Origin of the sequence: Corynebacterium sp. MSK041 (genome assembly GCF_030232265.1) — a bacterium.
GTDB lineage: Bacteria > Actinomycetota > Actinomycetes > Mycobacteriales > Mycobacteriaceae > Corynebacterium.
Window position 1 is genome coordinate 72,384 of sequence record NZ_JASPJK010000002.1, and the last position, 22,647, is coordinate 95,030.

General features: G+C 58.0%; 17 protein-coding genes. 4 read left to right on the plus strand and 13 right to left on the minus strand.

Going from position 1 to position 22,647, the window contains the following annotated elements:
* Positions 1 to 32 precede the first annotated feature (32 nt).
* From pheT to infC, 10 genes are all read right to left on the minus strand, one after another.
* On the minus strand, positions 33 to 2,543 hold the full coding sequence (pheT, locus tag QP968_RS02710; protein WP_284854901.1) for a phenylalanine--tRNA ligase subunit beta: 2,511 nt from the start codon (positions 2,541 to 2,543) through the stop codon (positions 33 to 35).
* Between the two features lie 27 nt (positions 2,544 to 2,570).
* Positions 2,571 to 3,620, minus strand: coding sequence for a phenylalanine--tRNA ligase subunit alpha (gene pheS, locus QP968_RS02715; RefSeq protein ID WP_284854902.1), 1,050 nt, complete (start codon positions 3,618 to 3,620; stop codon positions 2,571 to 2,573).
* A 175-nt stretch (positions 3,621 to 3,795) separates the two neighbouring features.
* Complete coding sequence (locus QP968_RS02720; protein WP_373277169.1) at positions 3,796 to 4,119, minus strand: cupin domain-containing protein; 324 nt, start codon at positions 4,117 to 4,119, stop codon at positions 3,796 to 3,798.
* 48 nt (positions 4,120 to 4,167) lie between these two features.
* Positions 4,168 to 4,983: a class I SAM-dependent methyltransferase gene (locus QP968_RS02725; protein WP_034662933.1), complete on the minus strand. Its 816-nt coding sequence runs from the start codon at positions 4,981 to 4,983 to the stop codon at positions 4,168 to 4,170.
* Between the two features lie 59 nt (positions 4,984 to 5,042).
* On the minus strand, positions 5,043 to 5,855 hold the full coding sequence (locus QP968_RS02730; protein WP_284854903.1) for a TrmH family RNA methyltransferase: 813 nt from the start codon (positions 5,853 to 5,855) through the stop codon (positions 5,043 to 5,045).
* A 36-nt stretch (positions 5,856 to 5,891) separates the two neighbouring features.
* On the minus strand, positions 5,892 to 6,965 hold the full coding sequence (locus QP968_RS02735) for a hypothetical protein (protein WP_284854904.1): 1,074 nt from the start codon (positions 6,963 to 6,965) through the stop codon (positions 5,892 to 5,894).
* 299 nt (positions 6,966 to 7,264) lie between these two features.
* The gene (locus QP968_RS02740) at positions 7,265 to 8,851 is read right to left on the minus strand and encodes a S8 family peptidase (protein WP_284854905.1); all 1,587 of its coding nucleotides are present in this window, start codon (positions 8,849 to 8,851) and stop codon (positions 7,265 to 7,267) included.
* 316 nt (positions 8,852 to 9,167) lie between these two features.
* Positions 9,168 to 9,551 (minus strand): 50S ribosomal protein L20, encoded by a 384-nt coding sequence (gene rplT, locus QP968_RS02745; RefSeq protein ID WP_284854906.1) that lies wholly within the window; start codon positions 9,549 to 9,551, stop codon positions 9,168 to 9,170.
* A 59-nt stretch (positions 9,552 to 9,610) separates the two neighbouring features.
* A complete protein-coding gene (rpmI, locus tag QP968_RS02750) occupies positions 9,611 to 9,805 on the minus strand; it encodes a 50S ribosomal protein L35 (protein WP_034662973.1) in 195 nt (64 codons plus the stop codon).
* A gap of 31 nt (positions 9,806 to 9,836) precedes the next feature.
* Complete coding sequence (infC, locus tag QP968_RS02755; RefSeq protein ID WP_284855105.1) at positions 9,837 to 10,358, minus strand: translation initiation factor IF-3; 522 nt, start codon at positions 10,356 to 10,358, stop codon at positions 9,837 to 9,839.
* Between the two features lie 412 nt (positions 10,359 to 10,770).
* Here infC and QP968_RS02760 point away from each other — a divergent pair, with 412 nt between their 5' ends.
* Positions 10,771 to 12,810, plus strand: a complete 2,040-nt coding sequence (locus QP968_RS02760; protein ID WP_284854907.1) for a DUF2339 domain-containing protein — start codon at positions 10,771 to 10,773, stop codon at positions 12,808 to 12,810.
* On the opposite strand, the gene uvrA is transcribed toward QP968_RS02760, so the two are convergent.
* A complete protein-coding gene (uvrA, locus tag QP968_RS02765) occupies positions 12,807 to 15,656 on the minus strand; it encodes an excinuclease ABC subunit UvrA (protein ID WP_284854908.1) in 2,850 nt (949 codons plus the stop codon). The genes QP968_RS02760 and uvrA overlap by 4 nt on opposite strands.
* 141 nt (positions 15,657 to 15,797) lie before the next feature.
* Here uvrA and QP968_RS02770 point away from each other — a divergent pair, with 141 nt between their 5' ends.
* The 3 genes from QP968_RS02770 (at position 15,798) to QP968_RS02780 (ending at position 19,955) form a co-directional block, all read left to right on the plus strand.
* Entirely contained in the window at positions 15,798 to 16,397 is a 600-nt protein-coding gene (locus tag QP968_RS02770; protein ID WP_284854909.1) for an MBL fold metallo-hydrolase, read from the plus strand.
* A 79-nt stretch (positions 16,398 to 16,476) separates the two neighbouring features.
* A complete protein-coding gene (locus QP968_RS02775; protein ID WP_284854910.1) occupies positions 16,477 to 17,589 on the plus strand; it encodes a DoxX family protein in 1,113 nt (370 codons plus the stop codon).
* A gap of 143 nt (positions 17,590 to 17,732) precedes the next feature.
* Positions 17,733 to 19,955 (plus strand): HelD family protein, encoded by a 2,223-nt coding sequence (locus QP968_RS02780; RefSeq protein ID WP_284854911.1) that lies wholly within the window; start codon positions 17,733 to 17,735, stop codon positions 19,953 to 19,955.
* A 5-nt stretch (positions 19,956 to 19,960) separates the two neighbouring features.
* On the opposite strand, the gene QP968_RS02785 is transcribed toward QP968_RS02780, so the two are convergent.
* A complete protein-coding gene (locus QP968_RS02785; protein ID WP_284854912.1) occupies positions 19,961 to 20,401 on the minus strand; it encodes a universal stress protein in 441 nt (146 codons plus the stop codon).
* Positions 20,402 to 20,515: 114 nt separating this feature from the next.
* Positions 20,516 to 22,624, minus strand: a complete 2,109-nt coding sequence (gene uvrB / locus QP968_RS02790; protein ID WP_284854913.1) for an excinuclease ABC subunit UvrB — start codon at positions 22,622 to 22,624, stop codon at positions 20,516 to 20,518.
* Positions 22,625 to 22,647 lie beyond the last annotated feature (23 nt).

Genomic DNA, 22,647 nt, shown 5'->3' on the forward strand with positions numbered 1-22,647 from the left:
CATTTTATAAATTTGTGGAGGCAGCTTCTCAGTTAAGCGCGCATCTGTGCGCCGAACTGCTTTTCAGCAGCTTCTGCTGCAGCAAGACGACCGGCCGAAGCCTCATCGTCCGTCAACGTACGGTCAGGCGCACGGAAGATCAGACCAAAAGCCAGAGACTTCTTGCCGTCGCCGAGGGATTCGGACCGGTAGACGTCGAAAAGCTCCACCGCCTCGAGCAACTCGCCAGCACTCTCCTCGATCGTGCGGCGCACGGATTCAGCTGGGACTTCCTCGTCCACAACGAGCGCGATGTCCTGGTGAAGAGCCGGGAAAGAAGACAGCACCGGTGCCGGCAGTGTCTGGTTGAAAGGCACCGCCGTGAGGTCAATCTCCATTGCACAGGTGTGCTCCGGCAGGTCGAGCGCTTCGAGCACCTGCGGGTGAAGCTCACCGGCGTAGCCGACGACAACGCCGTCAACGGAGAGCTTTGCGCAACGTCCCGGGTGCCACGGAAGGTGCTCAGCGGACTCAATGTCCAGGCTCACACCGCACGCACGCGCGACAACCTGCGCGGACTCAATCGCATCAGCCCAGGTGTATGCACGGCCATCGCCCCACGGACCTTCGAGCTCAATATTGCCGATGGCCACGGTCGCCGCATGCAGGTGCTGTACCGGCAGCGAGGACACAAGTTCCTCTACAACCGCGTCGCTTGGACGCGATTCAACGCTCGGCATCGGCGATTCATCAGCGGTCTTCTCCGCGGTTTGTGCCACGGAGTACAGGCTGAGGTCATGGCGACCACGGGCGACATTGCGGCCGACAGCTTCCAGCATCGCCGGCAGCAGCGTGGTTGCCAGCACTGCATAATCCGCATCAAGCGGGTTCTGCACAGCAACGGTATTGCGGCGCGGATCGTCTGCATCCAGGCCCCACGTGTCCAAAACGGTGTTGGACATGAACGGTGTCGGGATGATCTCCACGTAGCCCGAGTACGCCAACGCGTGCGTCACTGCACGGCGACGGCGCTGCTCCGGGGAAAGACCACGACCACCACGCGGGGTGGGAAGCACCAGCGGAATATCGTCCAGGCCCTCAAGGCGCACAATCTCCTCAATGAGCTCCACAGGCTCATTCAGATCCGTACGCCACGTCGGTGGTGTGACCACGAGGACATCGCCGTTATCGGCAATGTCGCAACCAACCTCCTGCAGGCGCTTGATCACGGTCTCCTTGGAGTACTCCACACCAATGAGCTCAGATGGATGCGCCACGCGCAGGTTGATCGGATGACGCTGCTGCACAGCACCTTCAACCAACGTCCGCTTGTCGGAGATGGTGCCGCCGGCGATCTCCACCAGCAGGGCACACGCCATATCCAAGGCCACCTCAATGATAGTGGGATCGACGCCGCGCTCGAAACGTCGAGAAGCTTCCGAGCTCAACTTGTGGTGGCGTGCGGAACGCGCAACGGTGAGTGCGTCCCACGAAGCGGCCTCGAAGTAGACATTCGTCGTCCCGTCGCTGATCTCCGAGGTCGTGCCACCCATGATGGCTGCGAGCGACTGGATGCCGTTGTCATCGGAGATGACCACATCATCCGGAGTGAGCGTGCGCTTGGTGTGATCAAGGGTTTCAAACACTTCCCCACCCTGCGCATTGTGCACGCGCAAACCACCGGCAACCTTATCCGCGTCAAACGCATGCATCGGCTGGCCGAGCAGCAACATGACGTAGTTGGTCACATCGGTGGCAGCGTTGACAGAACGCACACCAGCCTGCATGAGCACGCGCTTCATCCAGAACGGTGCCTGCGCAGTTGGATCGATGCCCTCAACCTTGCGCAGGCCAAAACGCTGGACCTTCGCGGACTCCTCCAGGGTGATCGGAATGACTTCACCCGTCGGCGCCGGGACACCGGAAACATCGATACCCGCAACGGACGGATCATCGGCCATATCTTTGTACTTAAGATCAAACGCGGATGCGACCTCGCGGCCCAAGCCACGCGCAGACAGTGCGTAACCACGATCGGGAGTGATGTTTACTTCGAAGATCGTGTCCGGACCACCGAGCACCTCGCGCGCATCCTGGCCCAGCTCACAAACGCCCTCAGGCAGCGTGATGATGCCATCGCTCTTGGACGTGAACCCAAGCTCAGCCTCAGACGCCATCATGCCGTTAGAAATGTGACCGTAGGTCTCACGCGCGGCGATCTCAAAACCTCCCGGCAGCACAGCACCCGGCAGGGACACCACGACGTAGTCACCCTCCTTGAAGTTGCGCGCACCACAGATGATGCCCTGCAGCTCACCAGTGCCATTCGCCTTACCGACGTTCACCTGGCAGTACCGAATAGGCTTCCGGAACTCCGTGAGCTCCTCAATCTCCTCTACGCGACCGATAACGAGCGGACCGGTTGTCTCCGGCAAGGGGTCGTAGCCCTCGGTTTCAAAACCGACGCGAACGAAACCTGCATCCAGTTCCTCCGCGCTGACGGACCAGCCTGGGTTACCAGCGTTGTTCAGCAGGGACGTCAACCACTTCTGAGAAATCAGCATTTTCTACTCTCCTTAGACCTTTCCCTGTTACGCCTGAACACCAAACGGCTGCGTGAAGCGCACATCGCCTTCAACCATGTCGCGCATATCCGTCAGACCATTGCGGAACTGCAACGTGCGCTCAATACCCATACCAAAGGCGAAGCCCTGGTACTCATCCGGATCAACACCAACCGCGCGAAGCACATTCGGGTTGACCATGCCGCAGCCACCCCACTCGATCCAGCCGGCGCCACCCTTCTTATTCGGGAACCACACGTCCACCTCCGCGGACGGCTCCGTGAACGGGAAGTAGTTAGTGCGAATACGCGTCTTCGTCTCCGGGCCGAAGAGCACCTTGGCCAGGTGGTCCAGCGTGCCACGCAGGTGCGCCATGGTCAGACCCTTGTCCACTGCAAGACCCTCCACCTGGTGGAAGACCGGCGTGTGCGTGGCATCCAGCTCATCCGTACGGAAGACACGGCCTGGGCAGGCAATGTAGATCGGCAAGTCACGCTCCAGCATCGTGCGCACCTGGACTGGGGACGTATGAGTGCGCATCACCTGACGCGACCCTTCCTCGCCCACGTAGAACGTATCCTGCAGGGTGCGCGCCGGGTGATCCGGGATGAAGTTCAACGCATCAAAGTTGAAGTACTCTGCTTCGACCTCCGGGCCTTCAGCAACTTCCCAGCCCATACCGATAAAGATGTCCGCGATCTGCTCACTCAACGCGGTGATCGGGTGCATCGCACCAGCCTGCGCACGCGAGGTTGGCAGCGTGACATCCACCTTCTCCGCACGCAGCTGCTGCTCTCGGTGTTCCGCTTCTCGCTCTGCATGCAACTGGCCGTAACGCTTTTCTGCACGCCCACGCGCCATGTTCACAAAACGGCCGGCATCCTTACGCTGATCCTTCGGAATCGATCCCAGCGACTTCCGCGCCTGCATAATCGGCGACTGCTCGCCCAAGTGCGCGCGCTTGGCCTCTTCAAGCGCCGCCAGGTCCGCGGCTTTTTCGAACGCCGCGATAGCCTCGTCCGCAGCCCGATTCAGGTTCTCCTCGGTCAGTTCAATTTCGAGTTTGTCAATGCTCACTGCACACCCGCACCTTTCCACTTCGGCGGCATCACAAAACGTTCACAAGCATACCCGCGGGTATTCGGCTGTCTCCTAGGAGGATAAGTTGTCCCTGCATCTATACAGTGCGGACTCTGGGCGCACGCCGAATCTCGTGCTGTTTTGTGGTCATGAGCGTGACAACCACCCCTTTTTAAACCGCCGTAGGACGGTTCAACATATACAGCACCATTTTTGCCGGGGTCAGTGCTTTAACAGCGTGCGGTAGGCGCGTGGTGAAATGCACCAAACCGCCAGGACGCAGTATCACCGTTTTACCGTGGGCAGTAATTTCCAGTTCACCCTCTAGGGCCTGCACAATCACTGGCATCGCAGCGGTGTGTTCTGAAAGTTCCTCCCCTTGATCAAACGAGAACAACACCACGTTGACCCCCTCGGCACGCAGGAGCTTGGTCGATGTGATCGAGTTTGGGGAATACTCAACATGCTCCGCCATATTTTCGACGTAACCAAGCATGGCTTCTGGCACGTGTTCGTGTCCGCTCATGAATCTAATCTCCTTCTTTTACACGCTGCCATCGGGTTTTCGAGCGATGATAGCGATGCCGGTGAGATTGTCTCGATATTCATTAAAGGTTCTACGCATCTCCAGTACACGGTGACGCAAATCCCTATCCCGCACTACGTTACGCAAAATCCGAAAAACTCCGCCAAAACCTTCATCTGCAAGATTGCGACGCATTGACAGTAGGGCCATCGGCTCAGTTCCAACCCATTCAATGTCAAAACCCGACTCCTCCAACAATCCACACCATTCTCGGCGCGTAAGTGGGCGAGCATTCACGCGGATCGTTTTCGCTAGGCGCTTCCGCAACTGATCAGCGAGTTCTGCATCAATTGTATCGGGGGTGAGTCCCAGCTCATGGATCGCATACAAACCACCTGGCTCCAGCAAACGGAACGCTTCAGCAATAATCGCGCGTTTGCCTTTCTCACCTTGCATTGTCAGCATCGCCTCACCGACCACCACCTGGGCAGAACCTCTTTCAAGGCCGGTGGATTCGGCACTAGCATTGACCACTGTGCCACGCGATCCCACCACGGACTGCGCGCGTGTCACTGCATCCACATCTTGGTCTACACCGACATAGGACGCGATGTCCCGTTCAAGCATGATGGTGGCAGTTCGCCCCAACCCAGGCGCGAATTCCACCACCCTTTTATCCTGCAGTTCTGCTGCATCCAACAAACGATTCGTCAGCTTCAAACCACCAGGACGCAAAACGCGCTTCCCAGCTCGAGCGAGCACCCAATGGCCTGCAGCAACGTTGGTCGATCTGTCGCTCTGCGGTAATGGCGGTTGACTTCCATTCGTTCCCATGAGGCCAACCTTACAGCAGAAACTTAGGCTTGCCTACCCTTATATCTGTGCGATAAGGATCACCTCTCGCGCAACGCTTTTGCTGACTCCCACAGGCAAATGGACGCCGCGGTGGACAGGTTGAGCGATTCGGCGGAGCCCTTGATCGGGATGGAGGCTGTGTCGTCGGCGGCGGCGAGGACGTCGTCCGGCAGACCGTGGGCCTCGTTACCGAACAGCCAGGCGGTGGGCTTGTTTAGTGCATCGCCCGCATTGGTCAGGTCGAGGTTGCCGTTCATGGTTGTAGCTAACGTCGATAAGCCGGCCGCCCGCAGCTGACCGAGGACTCCCTTGATATCGCGCTCGCGTGCGACTGGGACATGGAACAGTGAGCCGGCCGAGGAGCGCACGACCTTCGGTGATTCCGGATCGACCGTATCGCCGGCGAAGACAACGGCATCCGCCCCAAGTGCGTCGACAAGCCTGATAATCGTGCCGGCATTGCCAGGATCATTGGTCTCCACGCACACGGCGACGAGCTTGGGGCGACCTTTGAGGATCGAGCCGAGCGTCCACGTGACTGGCTTGCATACGGCGAAAATACCGGTGGTGTGCACGGTGTCCGTGAGCGATTGGGCAGCCTTTTCCGTGATGGCGTGGGTGTACACATCCATGTAGCCGGCGGTGGTGACAATGTCGGCGAAGCGGTCAGCAGCAGCTTCAGTGACAAAGAGGTCCGTAGCGGCGCCAGTGGCCACGGCAGCCTCAACAGAGTTTTCCCCCTCCGCGAGGAAGGCCTTAGCCTTCTTCCTGCCAGCAGCCCGATTCAACTTTGCGGCGTTGACCACGCGCGGGGTGCGTTCAGTGAAAGGTTGGGAGAAATCAAGACTCATGGCAACCAAGCGTATAGCTAGAGCGTTCCGTTCGCGCTAACGTGCTCGCTCCGCGACGGGAGTGCGCTCCAGAATCTCGTCGATTGTGGCCGGGGGCACGACCGTCTTGCGGGCATCCAGGTGAATGAGCTCCCTCATCGCCTCCGTCCACTCGGCGACGATAACGCGCTTTTTCTTTATCCTGGTCTCCAGCTTTCCGCCTTTGACGTTGCCACCGCCGACGATCACGAGTACGAACTCGACTTCCCCACCGTTGACTAGGCGCGCAGCGTCTACCAGCGCACAGATCGAGCGGTAACGCGACAGCTCCTCCGACCCCAGGTTCGCATCCACGATGGTGCCGTCCCGCGCTAGGCTCAATGTGCCGTTCCACCACTTAATATCAGCGACAACAACTCCGCCACGGGTGGAAATGATTTCGCCCACCCGCAATGAATCTTCCTTCTGCGCCTGCTCTAGGAGTGAACCGAGGAAACGATTCCTCTCCTGTTTTAACTCGGTGGAGAAATCCAAACCGGAGAAGATAATCGGGTCCACTGCCCGTACCTCATTCTCGTGCGCACGTCTGACGAACGCCTTGCCCCGCGGGAGAACCCCGATGTCATGGCAGATCTGTACCTCGAAGGGCAAAGCATTCTCCAGATCCAGCCCCATCTGCTGCCGGCGATACGTTGCCTCTGCATACATCCGTGCATACGGGTAGGCGTCAAAGCCATTAAATGTGCCACGCTGAGCCTGCTTCACAAGAGGACTTAATGCCTCCAAGCTCCCAGCTGAGAATGCGCGCTGCTTATTCCTCCGGTGGCGGAAACGAAGGTAGTAAAAGAGGGACACCCCAACCACCGCTGTAATGAGACCGGCAAGCAACCACATACCTCGTCCGGCACCGAGGGTCGCGGCCACGGTGCTCCAGATGACCATGAAACAAAGGTAGACACCGAGGATAATCAGGTAGTATCTTGCGCTGATGAGCCGAAACTGCACCGGGTTATCGAGCCTCCTGGATTCCTCGAATGGATCCGTTGGGTTGAATCGCTCCGGGTCTTTGGCTGCTGCCTGAAAAGCACGCTCAAAGAAAATCCAGGTTCCAGCGGATGGCGGTTGTCCCATGCGCAACGCCATGTGCCTCTTTGCCTTCCCGCTACCGATAAGCTCCACGCCTTCCGTCCCCCACACGGCAGCATGACGTGGCAGACCGACATCATTACAGCACAACGCCCCACTGTCACGGGATGGAACCGGAGCAGCAGAGCGCGGACAAGCGAAAACGGCTTAGGTTCCCTTCAGAGGGTTGACGTCTGATGGTGGGCGATGCAGTACCTAAACAGCTTTTCAAAGCAGCTGACGGAGCACACCACTGCTAGCAGGTGCCCCGTCAGGCTATGGAACTAGATGAATCAAACAGTCATCTATGGGCGGAAAACCCACGGGAACCTAGGCCACGGGTTCAAACCCTCCCAAGGATCCCAGTTATCCCAATCATCCCAGCCGCCTCCCGGAGGTTTCGGCGTGCTTGGTGGCGGAGTTGGAGTCGGTGTCGGTGTAGGAGTTGGTCTTGGCGCCGGATTCCACGGCCAAGGCAAAGGTGCCGGCGGCCGTGGTGTCGGTGGCTGCGGTGTCGGTGGTTGCGGCGCCGGTGGCTGCGGGTTGTTGTCTTGGCCCTGGCTTACCGCCGCTGCAGGATCAACGATGCCTGTGCCACAGCCATTGCAATTACCTCGCAATGGGCGTGTGGTCGCGCGCAGTCTCTGAGCAACCTGATCCGGAGACAGCCTCGGACTTTCCGCGCGAATGAGCGCTACAACACCGGCAACGTATGGTGCTGCCATGGATGTGCCTTGGAGCGAACCATAGGAAGGCTGAGCGGGTTGCTGCCTTCCGGAATTGTAGGTGGCCAAGATTCCGCCACCTTGGTTGGAATCACCACCAGGCGCAGTGACATCTACCGGCGCCCCGTAGTTAGAGTAGCCAGCCTTTTGGTCACGTGGACCGGACGCGGCCACTGTGATTGCCCCACGACAACTAGCCGGAGTAACGTTCGCAGCATTTTGGCTCTCATTGCCCGCAGCAACCACTACTACCGTGCCACGGCTGCGCGCATTATCAATTGCTTGCTGATACAGGCGCGAGCACCTGCCCTGCCCGCCGAGGGACATATTGATCACGGTTGCCGGGTTCGAGTTACGTGGCGCTCCCCGCACTGCGCCACCAGAGGCCCACTCTATTGCATCAATGATGTCAGAGGTGTAGCCACCACAAGGACCCATGACTCGCACAGGCTGAATTGTCGCTCTTGGGGCAACGCTGGCTACGCCTTCGCGGTTATCCGTCACTGCGGCAGCGATGCCGGCGACGTGCGTGCCATGCCACGAGGAATTGGTTGAACGGCCGCATTGGCCGGGTTGCGTCCAGTCCCCTTCATCACTTGGGTTCGGATCCCATCCATCGCCGTCACGCCCGGTCTGCGGTGAAGAAATGAAGTCATATCCACCCCGTACATTCTGGTTGAGGTCAGGGTGGTTTGTAATGCCGGTGTCAAGAACCGCAATGGTTTGCCCAGCACCACGACTGGGCGCATGTGACCACGCGGTCTCAATGCTGGACCCTACGGAGCCATTCAAAGACCACTGCTGGCGGAAATGTGGGTCATTCACCGCCATTGGGTACATGCGTACATCTTCTTCGATGTAATCAACCTTGCCGCTGGCAAGTGCCTCCTGCATGAAGGTATCCACTTCATGGTCACTCATTTTCTTATCCGCTGCGACAACCGTGGTTCCATCTTCGCGTTCACGGACTTCTGTTACATCTGGTAGCGACTCTTCCGTCGTCGTATTGAGGATTCGCGTGCGCTCCACGGGTGTGTCCACATCATCAGCAAAGTTCACGATGAACTGCGTCGGTGCGTTGTCCTGTTGACTCTGAACGCCAACATCTGGTGCGCCAGAAATCTGCACATCTTGCGCGGACGCCACTGGCGGCTGTGCCGAAACCATGAACACAAGGCTCATCGGAACGGCCATATAGGCAAAGCTTTTTCTAGGTTGCAATGACTTCCCCTTCAGTCAGTGTTTCGGTTTCCCAGCGACCTATCCCCCGTGCTCATATGACGCGAGCATGATCGCTGGCTTCCCACCGTCTCGAGTTGATAACGGGACGGTAACGGAAGCATAACAAACACGGCACTCCTCCTACCCCTAAAACCCACCCCCGCCCTTCACCACCCCTAAACAGCACGAAACCCCGTGGCCGGCAAAAGCCGGGACACACGGGGTTCCGTCGAAAAGCTAGATGCGCAAGCGCATCCAGGGGTTAGGCAGCCTTCGGAGCGTTAACGTCTTCCGGAAGGGCGTTCTTAGCCACCTCGCACAAAGCGGAGAACGCTGCGAAGTCGTTGACAGCGAGCTCAGCCAGGATCTTGCGGTCCACCTCGACCTCAGCCAGCTTCAGGCCGTGGATGAGGCGGTTGTAGGTGATGTCGTTCATACGAGCAGCCGCGTTGATGCGCTGGATCCAGAGCTTACGGAACTCGGACTTGCGGGCGCGACGATCGCGGTATGCGTAGGTATGGGAGTGCAGCCACTGCTCCTTGGCCTTGCGGTACAGGCGGGAACGCTGGCCGCGGTAGCCCTTAGCGGACTTCAGAATCGCGCGACGCTTCTTCTTGGCGTTAACTGAGCGCTTAACACGTGCCACAGTGATACTTCCTTAACTTCTCGTGACGGATGATTTATCTGGGAAAGGCAGGCGCTCGATTAAGCCATGCCGAGGAGGCGCTTAGCGCGCTTGACGTCACCCTTAGCAACGTCGGTGGTGCCGGAGAGCTTACGGCGACGCTTGGACGAAAGCTTCTCGTTCAGGTGGCGCTTACCAGCCTGCTCACGGCGCAGTTTGCCGGAGCCGGTGACCTTGATGCGCTTTGCGGTGCCCTTGTGGGTCTTCTGCTTCATAGTGGTAAATCCTTAAAGGCGGTGAAACGATCTAATTCTTACCCTTGCGAACCGGGCCAAAGACCATGGTCATGTTGCGCCCATCCTGCTTCGGACGGGACTCGACCTGGCCAACCTCCTGGATATCCTCAGCGAGGCGCTCCAGCAGGCGGTACCCCAGCTCCGGACGCGACTGCTCGCGGCCACGGAACATGATGGTCACCTTGACCTTGTTGCCCTTGCCCAAGAAGCGCTCAACATTAGCCTTCTTGGTCTGGTAGTCATGCTCATCAATCTTGGGACGGAACTTCTGTTCCTTCACCACAGTCTGCTGCTGGTTCTTGCGGGCTTCGCGGGCCTTCTGATCCTGCTCGTACTTGAACTTGCCGTAATCCATGATCTTGCACACGGGCGGCTTCGCGTTCGGTGCCACCTCGACGAGGTCAAGGTCAGCTTCGTACGCAAGCTTGCGTGCATCATCGGTACGGACAATGCCAACCTGCTCACCGGACGGGCCGACGAGACGTACTTCCGGAACGCGGATGCGTTCGTTGATGCGAGCTTCAGCGCTGATGAGAACTCCTAGTGTCTAGGGCGGGTATATGGTTCGCTACCGATTCGCCCGTGAGAATTCCCCCTCAAACAAAAACCCACGCTGCCGGTGGCATGCGTGGGAGTTCATCCGAAAACGGCGCCAGCATTATGGCTGCCACCGTTGTTTTGACCCTTAGCCTTCCGGGCTATCGGCGGCATCAGGTGGGAGTAACTCCACTTGCAACCCACGAACCTTTCAAGGCCCGTAGGCGGTAGTGGGTAGAAGATTAGCACTCCCCTGCCACAGCACCAAATCACAACACTCCAGGCCTGTCGCGGGAAGGCCATCGCAGAGACGCTATGTCACAACACAGTAACTATTCAGTCGTGTGCGAAACCTTTTGAACCTAAACGTCGTCTAAGAATAGATAGACATACTTAGGAGGCCCAATATGAATCAACCGCGTGAACAGATTCTTGCGCATGTTCACCGCCAACTCGGTGAGCTCCGTGCTAGCACTGCGCATTCACAAAAGCTTATCGACGATATCCAGGCAACCCTCAACCACCTCAGCCAGGTCAACCCTGCCTCAGCTGTGGGTATGGCTGCACCTGCGCCTCCACCGGTTGGAGCACCGCTGCCACCACAGCAGCCCCAACCACAGTTCGGACCACCACCACAGTTCAGTGCACCACCACAACCGGGCCAGGCACCCCCGCCAAGGGAGCCTCTGCTGACTCCGCACCCACCAAAACCGAAGTTGACCACGGAGCAGCAAGTGATGCGATGGGCTGCGGTTGTCGGTTCCATCATCACCTTCGTGGGTGTGAGCTTCGGTATTGGGCTGGCTATTCAAACCGGTCTGCTTGGCCCTGTTGGTCGCATGGTCGGCGCTGCGCTTCTCGCGCTTATCCTGCTGGCCGTGGGCATTCGTGTGGATCTGCGCAAAGGCAAGAACGCTGGCGTGATGGCGCTGTACATCACTTCATTCCTTATTTTCATTCTTAATCTCTTGGATGCCGCGGAAGCCCGAGGCTGGTTGACTTCATTAGGTTTAGTCAGTTCCTTCTTGGTGCTGTGGTTGGTATATCTCGCCCTTGCGCACTGGCGAAAGAGCCCGCAGTTGGTTTTGGCTATGTGCATCATCTTGGTGTTCTACACACTCGGCATGACCAGCTGGGACGGTCTGGCTAATGCTCTTCTTATGGTCGCGCCGGTGGCTGTAATCCTGGTGAGCTGGCTAATGCCCATGTATGTCACCCCGCGTCTTCTTGCCATCGTGCGCGGGGTAGCAGGGCTGCTGCTTGCTTGGCAGATATACGCCGCGACATGGGCCACTGGATCTCGGTTATTCCGCGAGGACACGGGTACACCGATCGACTTTGCTGTCACAATGCCACTCATCGGCCTCGTGCTTCTGGTTCTTGGGGAGATCTTCTTTGGCGCCCCCGGCGCCAAACGTGCCTACAGGATCGTCCCAGCAGTTGTTGCACCAGCTGTTATTTTGATGGCATCTAACACGATGGTTAAGAACGCAGGCGTGTGGCTGCCCTTCATCACTGCCATTGGTGTCACACTGCTCGTCTTGGTTCTTCAGGCGAAGAATAACCCGCAGTTCGTTTACGATCTCATCACCGGTTGGTTCATCGTGCTTCCATTTACACTCAACCGGCCGCTGGCTGCATCCCGCGATTTCACCAGAGAAAACCTCCACGCAGAGGCGATTCCAATCTTCATCTTCCTCGCCCTTGCCATCACTTTGCTTCTATTTATCCACCGCCTGCCCGTGAACACACTTGCTGTGCTTACCAGCTGGACAATCATGCTCTTCAACGCCATTCTCCCCCTGCTTGTAGGCGCGTTGATCCCGTTTGCTCGCACAGGCTGGTCGTGGTTCGTTTTGTTCGAGGGTCTCATGCTCGTGGCCCTGATCGTTGTAGCAGCAACTCGAAAGGCTGTATGGAGCGGCATGACAATCGGGGCGCGAGGAGTATTTGCCGCCGTTGGGCTTCTACTGGAGATGGTGGCGGTAGTCACCCTCGCAGATGTGACCAAGAATGCCGCACTCTTCTTGTCGGGAGCTCCCACCACACCCACCCTTGAAGCCTCAGAAGGCGGTTTCTACACGGGGCACATGATCGTATCCATCTCCTGGATGGCTGTAGCTTCCTGGCTTCTGCTCAAACGCCCCAGCGCTATGGATACCAAGAATCTACGCAAAGCTGGTTTGCTCATGGCCATTGTGGCCACACTCAAGTTGGTTTTCTTCGACATGGCGGCCATCGGCGGAATCATGCGCGTGATCACCTTCATCGTCTGTGGTCTGATCCTCATCGCGGTTGCCGTCAGGGGCGCACAGCAGGTGGGTGCTGGGGCTAGCAATCGGGCAGGCAACAACCCCTATGCCAACAGCCCGGGGCCGAACATCCCAGCAGCGAGCCCTTCACAGGTGACTAACGCTCCTAGCGGAGCACAGCCCCCTGCGAACTAAACAAGATTGCTCAGGAACTGGCCGGTGAAGGATCCCTTCACCGTGGCCACGTCCTCGGGCGTGCCTTCGGCGACGACGGTTCCGCCGCCCGAGCCGCCCTCTGGGCCCATGTCAATAATCCAGTCAGCACACTTGATCACATCAAGGTTGTGCTCAATAACCAGGACAGAGTTGCCCTTGTCCACCAATCCGTTGAGCACGAGCATGAGTTTGCGGATGTCCTCAAAGTGAAGACCGGTCGTCGGCTCATCGAGGATGTAGATCGTTCGGCCATTGGAACGCTTCTGCAGCTCGGACGCTAGCTTCACGCGCTGAGCCTCGCCACCAGACAACGTCGTAGCGGATTGACCAAGGCGGACGTAACCCAAGCCGACGTCGCAAAGCGTCTGCAAATAACGATGGATCGACGTGATGGGCTCGAAAAACTCGGTGGCCTCACTGATGGGCATGTCCAGCACTTCAGCGATGTTCTTGCCTTTGTAGCGGACTTCCAGCGTCTCGCGGTTGTAGCGTGCACCGCCGCAGACTTCACACGGCACGTACACGTCAGGCAGGAAGTTCATCTCAATTTTGATAGTGCCATCACCGCGACATGCTTCACAGCGACCGCCCTTCACGTTGAAGGAGAAACGCCCAGCCTTGTAGCCGCGCACCTTTGCCTCCTGTGTTTCAGCAAAAAGATTGCGGATCTTGTCAAAGACTCCCGTGTACGTAGCCGGGTTGGAGCGAGGTGTTCGGCCAATCGGCGACTGATCCACCTGCACTAGTTTGTCCAGGTGCTCGAGGCCCTCCACTTTCTTCACACGGCCGGGGACTTGGCGCGCACCATTAAGTCGGTTCTGCAACGTCTTGGCCAGAATCTGGTTGACCAGAGTGGACTTACCCGAACCAGATACGCCCGTGACAGCGACGAGGACACCGAGTGGAATATCCACCGACACGTTGTCCAGGTTATTCTCCCGGGCGCCAACGACCTTCAGCTGACGCTCCTTATCGCGGGGACGGCGTGAGTCCGGAACAACGATCTCTTTCTTCCCAGAAAGATAGTCACCAGTCAGCGAGTTCTTTGCAGTCAGGATTCCCTTGGGCGGGCCCTGGTAGACCACTTCCCCACCGTATTCACCGGCGAATGGGCCGATGTCAATGAGCCAATCGGCCTCTCGGATCGTGTCCTCATCATGCTCCACCACCACGAGCGTGTTGCCAATATCGCGGAGCTTTTTCAACGTGGCAATGAGGCGTTGGTTATCGCGTTGGTGCAAGCCAATGGAAGGTTCATCAAGGACGTACAAAACACCTGCGAGACCGGAGCCGATCTGCGTGGCCAGGCGAATACGCTGTGCCTCACCGCCGGACAGCGTCCCGGCGGAGCGGGACAGGGTGAGATAGTTCAAGCCGACATCCAGAAGGAAGTGCAGGCGTGCCTGAATTTCACGCAACACTGCGCCGGCAATCATCTCCTCGCGGTACCCCAGGACAAGGTTGTCCAGGTACTCAGAAGCATCCTCAACAGATAGTTCCGTTAGGCCAGCAATTGACTTCTCACCATGCGTTGTGGAATCCAAACGGACAGCCAGAATCTCTGGCTTCAAACGTGCACCTTTGCACGTCGGGCAGGCCACATCGCGGGTGTACGCCATGAAGCGTTCTTTGGTGTGCTCTGAATCAGACTGCTCAATTTTGCGGTGCAGGTAGCCCCGCACGCCTTCAAAAGCAGCCGTGAAAGACCGCTGACGCCCGTAACGGTTCTTGTATCGAACGGACACCTTCGTATCCGTACCGTTGATCAGCGCATCGCGGTCGCTTTTCTTCAAGCTCGACAGTGGCGCTTCCGGGTCAAAGCCCTCCTCCTTCGCCAAAGCGACGATGAGTTTGGCAAAGTAGCCCTTGTTCGGACTAGAGTTCCACGGCTGGAACGCATCCACCGCTGGGGCATCCGGATCCGGGATAACCAAATCCGTGTCAATCTCCGCGCGTGTACCCAAACCATCACACGCTGGGCAGGCGCCAAACGGAGAGTTGAAGGAGAACGCGCGGGGTTCGTACTCTTCCACGCCCAGGGTGTGGCCATTCGGGCAGGCCATCTTCTCGGAAAAGATCACCACTCGTTCCGGGTCATCCGCATCTTTTTCAACCCAGTCGAAGGCCACCAGCCCGTCGGCAAGTTTGAGTGCCGTTTCCACGGAATCGGTGAGGCGCTGCTTCTGGCTTTCCTTGACCGTGAGGCGGTCCACCACCACGTCAATATCGTGCTTGATCTGCTTCTGTAGCTTCGGCGGATCACTCAACGTATACGTCTCACCGTCGACGTTGACGCGAGCATAGCCTTGCGCGGCCAGGTCAGCGAAAAGATCAACAAACTCACCCTTGCGCTTGCGCACAATCGGCGCAAGCACCTGAAACTTGGTGCGCTCCGGGTTTTCCATCACCTGATCCACAATCTGCTGCGGTGTCTGCCGTTCAATCACCGCATCACACACCGGGCAGTGCGCCGTACCCGCACGGGAGTAAAGAAGGCGCAGGTAGTCGTAGATCTCCGTAATCGTTCCCACCGTCGAACGCGGGTTACGGTTGGTCGACTTCTGGTCAATGGACACAGCGGGGCTCAGTCCATCGATGTAGTCAACCTCAGGCTTATCCATCTGCCCTAGGAACATGCGCGCATACGAACTCAAGGACTCAACATAACGGCGTTGACCTTCAGCAAAGATCGTGTCAAAGGCAAGGGAGGACTTGCCGGAGCCCGACAGCCCGGTAAACACCACCATTTTGTCGCGGGGTAGTTCAATGTCTATTCCCTTGAGGTTGTGTTCGCGTGCTCCGCGGACAATCAGCTTCTCAGCCACAGGCAGTGCATCCCCTTGTTGTAAGTTGCTGTTTGGAATGAGGTTGGATCCTCGAACAAAGATACCAACGTTAGCCAACCACCAATCATTCCCGCAGCATCAGCCCACCCAGGAGGCCCACGCCTCATTAAAGTAGGCACCATGACCAGACTTACTCTTCATTCTGTTTCCGTTTCCCCGATGGATAACAATTGCTATCTGTTGGCGTGTGATGGGCGGGGATTGCTTATCGACGCCGCGGCGGAGCCCCACACCCTCCTCTCCATGGCCGAATCCGCTGGGGTTCGCATCACTGATGTTTTGACAACGCACCGGCACGCAGACCACGTGGGGGCTTTGGCAGAGATCCTCACGGAAACAGGAGCAAACCACTGGGGCTCCTTCTTGGACGCCCCTGCCCTCCCGGTGGCACCGGACCATGAACTGCATGAGGGAGATACGCTCGACTTTGCTGGCCACCAGTTCCCGGTTCACATCCTGCGTGGTCACACTCCTGGTGGCGCCGCCATCGCGGCTGAGATCGATGGCACTGTGAACCTCTTCGTTGGTGATTCCCTCTTCCCCGGTGGGGTGGGCGGGACGAACGGCGAAGGCGATTTCGTTCGCTTGTTCACGGATGTGAAAGAAAAACTCTTTGACCAATATCCGGATGAAACCATCGTGCGCCCAGGACACGGAAAGTCGACCACATTGGGTGCAGAGCGTCCCCATCTGGATGAGTGGTGGAAGCGCCGCTGGTAACTTTTCCCTGCCAGCCTGCCGGAATCCGTCTACAGTGGAAAGGACGGAGAATCCCCGAATAAGAGAAGGATACGTGAGTATGATCCGTAAACTAGCTCGACCGATGCTGGCCTCTGTGTACATCGCAGATGGCGTCAACTCGGTCACCAAAGCTTCCGAGCACGCAAAAAGCGCAGAGAAGGTAGCTGGCGCTATTAAGTCGGTGCTCCCGGCTCAGTACGCAAGCTTTATCCCTTCTGACCCGGAGACCCTGGTCAAGATTGGTGGCGGTGTAAAGATCGGCGCTGGATCCACCTTCGCACTGGGCAAGGCTCCGCGCCTGTCCGCTGCCCTGCTGGCCGGCTCTTCCGTAGCTACCCTCCTTGGTCGCAATGCGTTCTGGGAGGCATCCAACGAGTCTGAGAAGGTACGCCAGCGCAATGGTGCGCTGACCAACGTTGCACTCCTTGGCGGTGTGCTCATCGCTGCTGCTGACACTGAGGGCAAGCCTGGTCTGGCTTGGCGTGCACAGGACGCCGCGAAGCGTTCCAAGAAGAACATCCAGCAGGCTCTGCCAACCCAGTCTGAGTCCGAGAAGGCTCTGAAGAAGGCTGGCGAATGGTTCCAGGACACTCGTGAGACGGTGACTGAATCCGCGCAGCAGGCAGCTCACCAGGTGGCAGACTACGTGGATGACAACAAGGGTGACTGGAAGAAGGTTGCTGAGAAGTGGGCTGACAAGGCCACTGATGTTGCCCACGATGCCGCTGACTGGGCTGAGGACACCTACAAGGACCTCAAGCCGAGCAAGGTGCAGCAGTACAAGGCTAAGCGCCAAGTTAAGGGCTTAATCGGCGACGTTCAGGACCGTGTAGGCGATGTGCAGGCCCGTATTGAGGATCTGCAGCCGTCCGCACTGGATAAGTTCAAGGCAAAGCGCAAGGTCAACTCCGTTGTGGGTGACCTGCAGAGCACCTTGGATGATTTTGGCCCCTCGGCGCTGGACAAGTTCAAGGCAAAGCGCAAGGTGAAGAAGAGTGCTACCAAGGCTCAGAAGACCGCGCAGGATGCTATTAACACCTTGCAGGATGCTTTTGAGAACCTTGATGCCGCTCCGAGCCGCCGCCAGAAGCGCAAGCTGAAGAAGAAGGTCAAGAAAGCAGAGAAGACTGCCAAGAAGGCCGTGAAGAAGGCAGAGAAGAAGTTCAAGTAAGCTCTCTCGCTTCTGTCCTACAGCGCGACAGCCTCATTGCTGGTTTTCCAGCGGTGAGGCTGTTTCGCATTTCGCGCTAGACTGGACCGTCATTGTTTACAGGCCATCTGGTGAACGAAGTTGAGTAAAGGAGTGTGTGCGTAGTGGCTAACCAGTCCGGAGACTTGTCCTTGAATTCCCCGGAGGCGGTACAGCACGAGCAGGCTTACGTCGATGTGCTGTTTGCTCACTTGGACCGCGAGGTCTCTAATGCACAGCAGCGCCTTGAGGAAGTTCAACGGGATGTGGACCCGGATAATCCGGATGCGGATGCGTTGGTGCGGCGTGAGACGGAATATCACGGCCTGAATGCGAAGTTGGATGCGCTGAATATCGCCGAGACGGGTCTTGTCTTTGGGCGTATCGATGTTGAGGATGGCTCCCCAGAAAACCCTGTGCCCGGTTCGCCGAACCAGGACAGGCGGTATATCGGCCGTATGGGTATGGATGACCGGGATGATAACTACCGCACGCTCTTGTTGGATTGGCGCGCCCCAATGGCTCGTCCGTATTACCTGGCCACTACCGCACACCCGGAAGGAGTTGTATCCCGCCGCAATATTCGCATGCGTGGGCGGACCGTCACCGCCGTTGATGATGATGTGTTGAGCGGGCCAGGGGCCGATGGCGCCGGCGCGGATTCTGGTGTGGCCAGCGAAGCAGCATTGGTGCGGGCCCTGAACGCACCACGCACTGGTCACATGCAGTCCATCGTGGAAACCATCCAGCGGGAGCAGGACCAGATCATCCGCGATAAGACCCGGGGCGTGCTTGTTGTGGCCGGCGGTCCCGGAACAGGTAAGACTGCTGTAGCGCTCCACCGCATTGCGTATTTGCTCTACACATGGCGTAACCAGTTGGCCCGCACCGGTGTTCTTATCGTTGGGCCTAACCGGACCTTCTTGGAGTACATCTCGCGCGTGCTTCCGGAACTCGGCGAGACAGGCGTGGTGTTAAGCACTGTGGAGGATCTCGTTCCCGTGTTCACGCCTGGCCTGCAGGATGATCTCCTCACACGGGAAGTCAAGGGATCAGCCGAGATGGTCACAATTCTCTCCCGCGCCGTGCGCAACTACCAGGTGGTTCCCTCGTCCCCTATTCCTCTCACAATCGACGGCATTGAGATCGCGACCACGCCCAAGATGTTCATGGCGGCACGCACGCGGGCTCGACACAGCCGTAAGCCACACAATGAAGCGCAGTCGGTTTTCGCCGAGGTTCTCACACAGCGCCTTGCAGAAGCCATGGCGGAGCGCATCGGTGCGGATCCGCTTGGTGGAGCAAACTTGCTCTCACACGCGGATGTGGATCAGTTGCACGATGATCTCGCAGACGAACCCCAGGTCGCCGATCTCATTGCGGAGCACTTCCCTATCTTGAATCCCGTCGAGGTGCTCGCGGAGTTTCTCAGCAGCCGTGAGGCCATCAGCGCTGCTGCACATGATTATGACGAGGAGACGCAGGACGCGCTCTACCGCGCCGACGGTGATGCATTCACAGCGTCAGACACGGCGCTTATCGACGAGTTGTATACCCTCATCGGCATCCCCACCCCCACCGACGAGGCGGAGAAGGCCGAACGACAATGGCGTGAACTGGTGGCGGATGCGGAAGATGCGCTGGATATCTTGGCGTCTTCGGCGAACACGGATACGGACGATGAGTTTGAGGCGGAAGTCCTCTCAGCCCACGACATCATCGATGCGGAAACTCTCGCTAGCCGCCAACGCGAGACAGATGCGCGGTCCACCGCTGAACGCGCTATCGCTGACATGACCTGGGCCTATGGTCACGTGATTGTGGATGAGGCACAAGAACTCACGCCTATGGAATGGCGTATGGTGTTCCGCCGCTGTCCGTCGAAGTGGATGACACTCGTTGGGGATACTGCACAAACCTCGTCCCCTGCTGGTGTGGACGACTGGGCCACTGCACTGGAGCCCTTCGTGGGCCAACGCTTCGTCTCTCACGAACTCAGCGTCAACTACCGCACCCCAGAAGAAGTAATGGAAGTAGCCAACGAGGTGCTCACGGCGATTGACCCGGATGCTCAACCCGCCGTGACAATCCGTTCATCCGGCCACCCCGTGCGTATCCTTCCCGAAGGCACAGATACCACCACGGTCCGCGCTGAAGTAGAAGAGCTTGGCGGACTCGTGGTGGTGATTAACAAGGACAATGTCAATGCGGTGAAAGGGCTGGAATTCGACCACGTCATCGTCGATAAGCCCCACGAGATCATCGAGGCCTCCCCGCAGGGGCAACAAGACCTGTACGTGGCACTGACACGCGCCACACAAACATTGACCGTGATTGGTGAGCTTTAAGCCACTTAAGCCACCGTGTGCACGATCATGACATCGCAATCGGACTGACGAGCCACATCTGCGGGGACGGAGCCCAGAAGGCGGCCCGTCAAAGAATTGATGCCACGGTTACCCACGACGAGGAGATCTGCATCGTGCTCTGTCACGATGGCCATGAGCGCCTCAACCGGGGTGCCTGAGCGCACAGTGGTCACCACATCTAACGCACCATGCTGCTTGGCGTGCTCGGCAGCAGCGACGAGGTTCTCCTTCGCCGTCTCATCCCCAAGAATCGTGTTGGAATCCTGGCGGAGTGTTCCCGCAACATCCTCCTCCGACTCGTAGTACGCACAGCCGATAACCAGCGTGGAATTGAAAGCAGAGGCAATCTCTGCGGCGCGCTCAACTGCCAGCAGCGAAGAGTGTGAACCATCCGTGCCAACGACAACAGTGTTGTACTTGCTCATGTTGCGCCTTTCGCATCTACTACGGTCCCTTCACGGACCATGTCTTCTCCGGCCACTATATACACGTACGTCACACAGCCGTCCGGTAGGCCGGACTACCTCGAGGGATACCAGTTAAATCCCGGCTTCTTTCACTCCGCGAAGTTCTTTCTTCAGGTCCGCAATCTCATCACGCAAGCGTCCTGCCAACTCAAACTTGAGTTCACGGGCGGCGGCGGTCATTTGAACCGTCAAATCGTCGATAAGCGTCTGAATCTCATCTGAAGCCATCGTCGAGGTATCGCGACCTTCAACCATCGCCGTGTCGCCTGCCAGAGTCTCCTCCGGAGCACCGCGCTCCTCCCCGTTGCGCTCATAGACCTCATCGAGGATATCCGCGATCTTCTTCCGCAATGGCTGCGGATCAATCCCATGCTCCTTGTTGTACGCAATCTGCTTCTCACGGCGCCGCTCGGTCTCATCAATCGCCTCACGCATCGAATCCGTGATGTTGTCGGCGTACATGATGACCTCGCCGGAGACGTTTCGTGCGGCACGGCCAATCGTCTGAATGAGAGACTTGGTGGAACGCAGGAACCCTTCCTTATCCGCATCAAGGATGGCCACGAGTGAGACCTCCGGGAGATCTAGGCCCTCGCGCAGAAGGTTGATGCCCACAAGGACGTCATATTCCCCCAAACGCAGCTGACGCAGAAGCTCAACGCGCTGCAACGTATCAATATCGGAGTGGAGATACCGAACGTTAATGCCGTTATCCAGCAGATAATCCGTGAGGTCCTCCGCCATGCGTTTGGTCAAAGTGGTGACCAGGACGCGCTCATCCTTCTGGGTGCGCTCACGGATCTCATGGATGAGATCATCGATCTGCCCCTTCGTTGGGCGCACGTGCACCTTCGGATCCACCAAGCCCGTGGGGCGAATGACCTGCTCGACGAACTCGCCACCAGCTGCTTCCAGCTCATAGTCACCCGGTGTTGCAGACATGTACACGGTTTGGCCCACGCGCTCCTCGAATTCATCGAAGGTGAGCGGGCGGTTATCCACGGCCGAAGGAAGACGGAAACCAAACTCGACGAGGTTGCGCTTGCGCGACATGTCGCCTTCATACATGCCACCGATCTGTGGCACGGTGACGTGGGACTCATCGATGATGGTGAGGAAGTCTTCCGGGAAGTAATCGATGAGGGTGGCTGGCGCGGAGCCTGCCTCGCGTCCGTCGATATGCCGCGAATAGTTCTCAATGCCGGAGCAGAAACCGACTTGTTGAATCATCTCCAGGTCATATTCCGTGCGCATGCGCAAGCGCTGTGCCTCGAGGAGCTTGCCCCGGTTCTCCAAATCCTCCAGACGGTCAGCGAGCTCCTCCTTAATGGCCTCAATCGCCTTTTCCATGCGCTCTTCTGTGGCTACATAGTGCGTTGCCGGGAAGATACGCAGTTCATCGCGCTGCTGCAGCACATCACCAGTAAGTGGGTGGATGTAATACAGTGCATCCACTTCATCGCCGAAGAACTCCACGCGCACGGCCACTTCCTCATAGGCCGGGATGATGTCAACTGTGTCGCCCTTCACGCGGAAGGTGCCGCGTTTGAAGTCCACGTCATTGCGCTCATACTGCACATCAACGAGGAGGCGCAGGAAGCGATCGCGCTCGATCTCCTCACCAACGCGCAGGAGCAGCGAACGGTCAAGGTAGGACTGCGGTGTGCCCAAACCGTAGATGCAGGACACGGATGACACGACGACGACATCTCGTCGACTAAGTAGCGCAGATGTGGCCGAGTGGCGCAAACGCTCCACATCATCATTAATCGACGAATCCTTCTCAATGTAGGTATCCGTCTGCGCGATATAAGCCTCCGGTTGGTAGTAGTCGTAGTAGGACACGAAGTACTCAACCGCGTTATTGGGCAGGAGCTCACGCAACTCCGTAGCCAGCTGCGCAGCCAAAGTCTTATTCGGTGCCATCACGAGTGTGGGGCGCTGCTGCTGTTCAATCAGCCACGCTGCTGTTGCGGACTTACCAGTACCGGTAGCACCCATGAGAACCACGTCCGGCTCCCCTGCCCGCAGCCGTCTATCCAACTCCTTGATCGCGGCAGGTTGATCGCCGGAGGGCTCGAACTCCGAGACGACTTCGAACAGTTTGTCCGATCGCTCCACTTCACCTACCGGCCGAAACTCGGAGTGGGACAAAACTGGGTGTTCAGCAGCAAAAGCCATGCCCGCCAGTCTATCCATCCGCA

What these genes read in the sequence shown, in the direction of transcription:
- QP968_RS02725 (WP_034662933.1), bottom strand. Translation starts at nt 4,983, where the DNA reads ATGGGAACGAATGGAAGTCAACCGCCATTACCGCAGAGCGACAGATCG.
- QP968_RS02735 (WP_284854904.1), bottom strand. Translation starts at nt 6,965, where the DNA reads ATGGGACAACCGCCATCCGCTGGAACCTGGATTTTCTTTGAGCGTGCT.
- QP968_RS02720 (WP_373277169.1), bottom strand. Translation starts at nt 4,119, where the DNA reads ATGCTTGGTTACGTCGAAAATATGGCGGAGCATGTTGAGTATTCCCCA.
- QP968_RS02785 (WP_284854912.1), bottom strand. Translation starts at nt 20,401, where the DNA reads ATGAGCAAGTACAACACTGTTGTCGTTGGCACGGATGGTTCACACTCT.
- rpmI (WP_034662973.1), bottom strand. Translation starts at nt 9,805, where the DNA reads ATGAAGCAGAAGACCCACAAGGGCACCGCAAAGCGCATCAAGGTCACC.
- QP968_RS02770 (WP_284854909.1), top strand. Translation starts at nt 15,798, where the DNA reads ATGACCAGACTTACTCTTCATTCTGTTTCCGTTTCCCCGATGGATAAC.
- QP968_RS02760 (WP_284854907.1), top strand. Translation starts at nt 10,771, where the DNA reads ATGAATCAACCGCGTGAACAGATTCTTGCGCATGTTCACCGCCAACTC.
- uvrB (WP_284854913.1), bottom strand. Translation starts at nt 22,624, where the DNA reads ATGGCTTTTGCTGCTGAACACCCAGTTTTGTCCCACTCCGAGTTTCGG.
- QP968_RS02730 (WP_284854903.1), bottom strand. Translation starts at nt 5,855, where the DNA reads ATGAGTCTTGATTTCTCCCAACCTTTCACTGAACGCACCCCGCGCGTG.
- QP968_RS02775 (WP_284854910.1), top strand. Translation starts at nt 16,477, where the DNA reads ATGATCCGTAAACTAGCTCGACCGATGCTGGCCTCTGTGTACATCGCA.
- pheT (WP_284854901.1), bottom strand. Translation starts at nt 2,543, where the DNA reads ATGCTGATTTCTCAGAAGTGGTTGACGTCCCTGCTGAACAACGCTGGT.
- QP968_RS02740 (WP_284854905.1), bottom strand. Translation starts at nt 8,851, where the DNA reads ATGGTTTCGGCACAGCCGCCAGTGGCGTCCGCGCAAGATGTGCAGATT.